3 protein-coding genes are annotated in these 6,404 nt (G+C 72.1%); 2 read left to right on the forward strand and 1 reads right to left on the reverse strand.

Going from position 1 to position 6,404, the window contains the following annotated elements; genetic code table 11:
• Both mdoH and D7Y11_RS41010 read left to right on the forward strand, forming a co-directional pair.
• A partial coding sequence (mdoH, locus tag D7Y11_RS41005) for a glucans biosynthesis glucosyltransferase MdoH (protein WP_126936394.1) occupies positions 1–1,534 on the forward strand: 1,534 nt, incomplete at its 5' end.
• 42 nt (positions 1,535–1,576) lie between these two features.
• Positions 1,577–3,211, forward strand: a complete 1,635-nt coding sequence (locus tag D7Y11_RS41010; RefSeq protein ID WP_126936395.1) for a M28 family metallopeptidase — start codon at positions 1,577–1,579, stop codon at positions 3,209–3,211.
• Between the two features lie 12 nt (positions 3,212–3,223).
• Here D7Y11_RS41010 and D7Y11_RS41015 read toward each other — a convergent pair whose 3' ends face one another.
• Positions 3,224–6,370, reverse strand: coding sequence for an adenylate/guanylate cyclase domain-containing protein (locus D7Y11_RS41015; protein ID WP_126936396.1), 3,147 nt, complete (start codon positions 6,368–6,370; stop codon positions 3,224–3,226).
• Positions 6,371–6,404: the final 34 nt, after the last annotated feature.

Genomic DNA, 6,404 nt, shown 5'->3' on the forward strand with positions numbered 1-6,404 from the left:
GGGGCGCATCTTCTACCGCCGCCGCTCCGACAACACGGCCAAGAAGGCGGGCAACCTGGCGGAGTTCTGTGAGCGCTGGGGCCGCCGCTACGACTTCCTGCTGGTGCTGGACGCCGACAGCCTGATGGCGGGCGACAGCGTGGTGCAGATGGCCCGGCTGATGGAACTGAACCCGGGCGCGGGCATCCTCCAGGTGCCGCCGCAGAACGTGGGTCGCTCCACGCTGTTCGCGCGGCTTCAGCAGTTCGCCGGGCGCGTGTATGGCCCCATCGTGGCCGCGGGCGCGGCGGCGTGGCAGATGGGGGACTCCAACTACTGGGGCCACAACGCCATCCTGCGCATGGCGCCCTTCATCGAGCACTGCGGCCTGCCAGTGCTGCCGGGCCAGCAGCCGTTCGGCGGCCACATCCTCAGCCACGACTTCGTGGAGGCCGCGCTGATGCGCCGCGCCGGCTACACGGTGTGGCTGGTGCCGGAGTTGGGTGGCAGCTACGAGCAGCCGCCGCCGGACCTGCTCGCGTACGCGCAGCGCGACCGCCGCTGGTGCCAGGGCAACCTCCAGCACCTGGGGCTGGTGATGGCGGGCGGCCTGCACCCGATGAGCCGGATGCACTTCCTCATGGGAGTGATGTCCTACGTGGCGTCGCCCCTGTGGCTCATCTTCCTGGTGGCGGGCCTGTTCGCCGCGCTGCACGAGTGGTTCTTCGCGCCCGCGACGCTGTTGGAGTTCCAGTCCACGCTGCCGGGCGGAGACGCGTTCGACACGGTGGGCGCGCTGCGGCTGATGGCGCTGTCGCTGGCGCTCCTGTGGATTCCCCGCCTCATGGGACTGGGCCTGCTGCTCGCGAACCGCGAGGAGGCCACGCGGATGGGCGGCCGCTTCAAGCTGGTGCTGAGCGTGATGCTGGAGGGCGTGGTGTCCACGCTGATGGCGCCGGTGATGATGCTCTTCCAGTCGCACTTCGTGTTCGGGACGCTGCTTGGCTACAAGGTGAACTGGTCCAGCCAGCAGCGCGAGGACACGGACCTGCCGTGGTCGGAGGCGCTGAGCCGGCACAAGTGGCACATGGTGATTGGCGGGGTGCTCGCGGCGCTGACGATCGCGGTGGCGCCGGGGATGCTGGCGTGGCTGTCGCCGGTCATCGTCGGGCTGTGGCTCGCTCCGGCCATCTCAGTCTTCACCGCCCGCGCGTCGCTGGGCCTCTGGGCGCAGAGGAAGGGCCTGTTCCTCATTCCGGAGGAGGCCGAGCCGCCCACCGTACTGGTGCGCGCGCAGGAGCTGGCGGAGGAGGGGATGGAGCCGGTGGACGACGCGTTGGATCACGTGCTCTCCGACCCTCGCGCGCATGCGCTGCACCTGGCGCTGCTGGAGTCCCACCCGACGGCGAGCGTCCCCGTGGCGCTGGCCTCCGCCCGGCGCAAGCTGCTGGCGGGCGGGGTGGAGCCCCTGTCCCCTCAGGAGAAGTCCGCGGTGCTGTTGGACGCGCGCACCCTGTCGGAGCTGCGCGGCCGGCGGCTGGGCGTGCAGGCCTGATCCTGGTTGCATGACCCCGCTTCGCCCTGGATGCTCCGGGGCATGAAACGGGTCTCGTCCGCCGCCACGCTCGCGCTGTTCGTCTCCTCCGGGGTCTTCGCCGCGGAGGCTCCCGCATCCAAGTCCCAGGTGGCCGAGGACCGCTGGTGGAAGCACGTGGAGGTGCTCGCCAGTGACGCGATGGAGGGGCGCGACACGGGCAGCAAGGGCTACGCGACGGCCGCTGGCTACGTGTCCAAGGAGCTGGCCTTGCTCGGCGTGAAGCCGATGCTGAAGACGGGCTTCCTGCAGCCCATGGCGCTGCAGTCGCGCCGCCTCATCGAGTCGAAGTCCAGCGTCGCGCTGGTGAAGGACGGCAAGACGCTGCCGCTGGTGCAGGGCGAGGACGTCGTGCTGTCCTCGCGGCAGGGAGACAACGGCACGGTGGACGCGCCGCTGGTGTTCGTGGGCTACGGCCTGTCCATCCCCGAGCTGGGCCACGACGACTACGCGGGCCTGGACCTGAAGGGCAAGGTGGTGGTGATGCTCCAGGGCGGGCCGGGGAACATCCCGGGCCCGGTGAAGTCGCATTTCTCCTCGTGGGCGGAGCGGCTGAAGGTGCTCAAGGCGGCGGGCGTCGTGGGGGTCGTGTACCTCCAGAACCCGAAGCTGCTGGAGCTGCCGTGGGAGCGCGTCGTGGGCTCCAACAAGAACCCCACGGTGGTGTTCGCGGATCCGTCGCTCAATGACTCGCGCGGGCTGAAGGTCACGGTGGTGGCGAACGTCACGCAGTCGCAGAAGTGGCTGGAGGGAGCGCCGCACACCTACGAGGAGCTGGTGGCGCTGGCCAACGCGGACAAGCCGCTGCCGAAGTTCGACCTGCCCCTGCGCATGAAGGCGAAGCTGGCCTTCGACGTGAAGCCGCTCAAGTCCATGAACGTGGTGGGCGTGATGCCGGGCACGGATCCGGTGCTCGCGAAGGAGTACGTGGTGCTCAGTGCGCACCTGGACCACGTGGGCGTCGGCGAGCCGGTGAAGGGGGACCGCATCTACAACGGCGCCATGGACAACGCGTCCGGTGTGGCGGCGGTGCTGGAGGTCGCGCGGCAGCTGCATGAACAGCAGGAGAAGCCGAAGCGCTCGGTGGTGTTCGCGCTGGTGACGGGGGAGGAGAAGGGGCTGCTGGGGTCGAAGTACTTCGCGTCCCGGCCGCCGGTGCCCATCACCTCCATCGTGGCGGACTTCAACCTGGACATGTTCATGCCCCACTGGCCGTTCACCTCCGTGGTGGCGCACGGCAAGGACGAGTCCTCGCTCGCGGTGCCGCTGGCGGAGGTGGCGGCGAAGCTGGACGTGCAGGTGCTCGCGGATCCGGAGCCGGACCGCAACCTGTTCGTGCGCAGCGATCAGTACTCGTTCATCCGCGAGGGTGTGCCCGCGCTGTTCTTCAAGTTCGGCTACACGCCGGATTCGGAGGAGCAGAAGGTGTTCAAGCAGTGGCTGACCGAGCGCTACCACGCGCCGTCGGATGACCTGTCACAGCAGCCCGTGGACCACGAGGGCGCCGCGCGCTTCATCACCTTCCTGACCGCGCTGACGAACGCGGTGGCGGATGCCCCCGGCCGGCCGTACTGGAACGACGACAGCTTCTTCCGCCGCTTCGCGAAGCCGGCGCCGGAGGCGGCTCCGGCCCCGTGAGCCCAAGCGCCTTCACGCATCCAGGCGCGTGTCGGTGACGCCGGGGCGGGCTTCCAGGAAGCGGAGCGCGCAGCGGATGTCGGACGACGCGGTTTCGCGCGGGGCGTTCCGGGCCGCTTCGATGCGACGTCGGGCGGCGGCCCTGGCAGTGTTGCCTTCGGGGCTTCGCGCGGGCGCGGCGTCGGCTTCGGCCAGGTCGAGCGCCGCGCGGAGCAGATCCACGAGCTGGAAGAGGGCAGGGTCCTCGCGCAGCTCGGGGGCGCCTTCCAGTCCGGCGAAGCCCTCTCGCGCGGCGCGCAGTTCTCCGCACGCGGCCTCCAGCGCGGCCCGGTGCGCGATGAACCGCAGGGCCTGCCAGCGGGACGCACGACCCAGGATGGTGACCGCCTCCGTCAACGCCGCGCGCGCCTGCGTCCAGTCCCCCCGGGTCAGCGAGGCGCGGCCCAGTTCGCCCAGCGCAGTGCCTTCCAGCAGCCGCAGCCCCAGGAGCCGCGACAGGCGCACCGCGGACTCCAGGTGTTCGCAGGCCTCCGCGATGCCGCCCGCGTCCATCAGGTAGCAGCCCAGGTTGATGCTCGCGAGCGCCTGACCCGCGCGGTCCTCCACGCTCAGCGCGCGGCCCAGCGCCTCGCCCAGGAGCATCACGGCTTCACCTGCGTCGCCCGCCTCGCCGATGGCGACCGCGCAGTTGGTGAGGAAGCCCACCTCGAACGTGACGTCGCCCACCTCGCGGAACAGCGCCAGCGACTCGCGCAGGTGGGGGATGGCCGCCTCCGGCCCGTGGCGCACCTGTTCGACGAGGCCCAGGTTGCCCACCGCGTAGGCCTCCAGCCAGCGGTCGTTTCCGGAGGGAAGCGCCTGCGCGTCGCGCATCAGCGTCCACGCGGCGGCTCCGTCTCCGGCGTGACGGGCGACGATGGACAGGTCCACGAGCACGCGCTTCTCCGACGCCGTCTCGCCCAGCGTGTGGAAGACGCCGCGCGCCTCTTCCAGTGCCTGGCGCGCGTACTCCGCCTGGCCCGCGTCCATGTACGCGCGGCCCAGCACCGCGAGCGCCTCCGCGCGCTTCAGCGGCGCCACGGCGACCTGGGCCGACGGCTCCAGCACACGCTCCAGCCGCTCCACGAGCAGGCCCACCGGTCCACGCGTGCGCGCATCCGGCTCCAGCGCCACCAGCGTCTCCATCGCTCGGCCCAGGGACTCCGCGGTCGCGGGACGGACGGCCATCGCGTTGGCGCACGCGGCCAGCAGGTTCTCGCGCTCCAGGGCCAGCCGCCGAAGCGCCGTGGCGCCGCCCGTCTTCTGCACGCGCTCCCGTAGCCGCCCCGCGACCTGGAGGTACGTGTCCGCGTGCCGGGTCTCGCACGCCATCTCGTCGCCCATTTCGTGCAGCCGCAGCGCCGCGTACTCGCGGATGCTCTCGTACAACCCCAGGCGCAGGAAGCCGCCGGGAGCCCCCACCTCGCGCGCGCACAGGAGCGATTGGGAGCGCAGCGAGTGCACCACCTCCAGCACGTCCGGCGAGCCCTCCGGCAGCACCAGCACGGTTTCGGCGGCCTCCAGCGTGAAGCCGCCCCGGAACACCGAGCACTGCGCCAGCGCGGCGCGCTCGGCCGGCTCCAGCAGGTTCCACGACCAGTCGATGGCACCTCGCAGCGTCGCCTGTCGCGCGGGCGCGTCCCGCCGTCCCACTCGCAGCAGGTCGAAGCGCTTCGACAGCCGCTCGCGCAACTGCTCCACGCCCAGCACGCTCACGCGCGCCGCGGCCAGCTCGATGGCCAGCGCGATGCCGTCCAGCTGCCGCACGATGTCCGAGACGCGCGGGGCGTCCGCGTCGGTCAGGATGAAGTCGCCGCGCGTCTCCCGGGCCCGCTGCACGAACAGGCGCACCGCGTCCGAGCGCAGGATGACGTCCCAGCGCGTCTCGTACGGATCCGGCAGGGCCAGCGGGGCCAGATCCAGCACGCGCTCCCCTGGCAGCCGCAGGGCTTCTCGGGTCGTGACGAGGAAACGGGCGCGCGGCGCCAGCACCCACCAGCGCCCCAGCGTCGCGGGCACGTGCCGCACCACCTGCTCCACGTTGTCCAGGATGACCAGCACGTCGCCACATCCCGCGAGCGCGCGCCCCAGCCGCTCCGCGGGCGTGCTGCCGTCTCCGTCCGCGGTGAGCGGCACGCCCAGGGCCCGGCCCACCGCGTGACAGAGGTCGCTCTCCGTCAGGGCCTCCTCCAGGTCGCATCGCCAGACGCCGCCCTCCCATGCGCCCGCGTCCGACTCCAGCGCGCCGAAGTGCGTGGCCAGCCGTGTCTTGCCCATGCCCCCCGGGCCCAGGATGCTGATCAGCCGCGCGCCCTCCGACACCCACTGCCGGAGCGTGTCCAGCTCCTCCGCGCGCCCCACCAGATCCTGCCGCAGCGTGGGCACGTTACCGGGCCGCTCGCGCGGGGCGCGCAGGGGCCCGAAGCGGCGGTGCGCGAGGGACGCGGGCAGAAGCTCCACCAGCGCCACGCTGTCGCTCACGCCGCGCAGGCGGAAGGACCCCAGCGAGCGCGCGATGGGCATCCCCAGCGCCGCCAGCTCCGGTTGGATGCGGGCCCACGCCGCGCCGCTCAGCAGCACCTGGCCGCCATGCCCCGCGTCCGCGACCCGCGCCGCGATGTTCACCGGAGGCCCCAGGTAGTCCAGCCGGTGCGTGGCCGGATCCAGGCGGCAGTCGGGCTCGCCCACGTGCACGCCCATGCGCACGCGCAGGCCCCGGTGGCTCAGCCCTTCCGGCGCGTGCTCCTCCGCCGCGTCCGGCTCTTCCAGCAGGGACTCCGGCCAGCTCGTGTGCAGCAGCGCCTCCTGCGCGCGTAGGCACCAGTGCGCGGCCTCCACCGGGGACGCGAACGCGACCATGAAGGCATCGCCCTGCGACTTCACCTCGTAGCCGTCGGTGCCCAGCAGCAGCGCGCGCAGCACGCCGTCATGCAACTCCAGCGCGTCGCGCATGGCCTGGCCACAGCGCTCCCACAGCCGCGTGGACCCCTGGATGTCGGTGAAGACGAGCGCCACCGAACCGGTGGGCGGCAGGTGCCGGGCGGGCGGCGGAGCACGGACGGAGGCGCCATCGTCGGCCGGGGGCGCGACGACCGTGAGTCTTCGGAAGGCCTCTCCCATCTCCCGCTCTCCCCGATGCCAGGAACCCCCACCC

Origin of the sequence: Corallococcus sp. AB018 (assembly GCF_003986945.1) — a bacterium.
Taxonomy (GTDB): Bacteria; Myxococcota; Myxococcia; order Myxococcales; family Myxococcaceae; genus Corallococcus; species Corallococcus exiguus.

Excerpts from the sequence above, each read along its gene's own strand:
- D7Y11_RS41010 (WP_126936395.1), top strand. The coding sequence starts at position 1,577 with ATGAAACGGGTCTCGTCCGCCGCCACGCTCGCGCTGTTCGTCTCCTCC.
- D7Y11_RS41015 (WP_126936396.1), bottom strand. The coding sequence starts at position 6,370 with ATGGGAGAGGCCTTCCGAAGACTCACGGTCGTCGCGCCCCCGGCCGAC.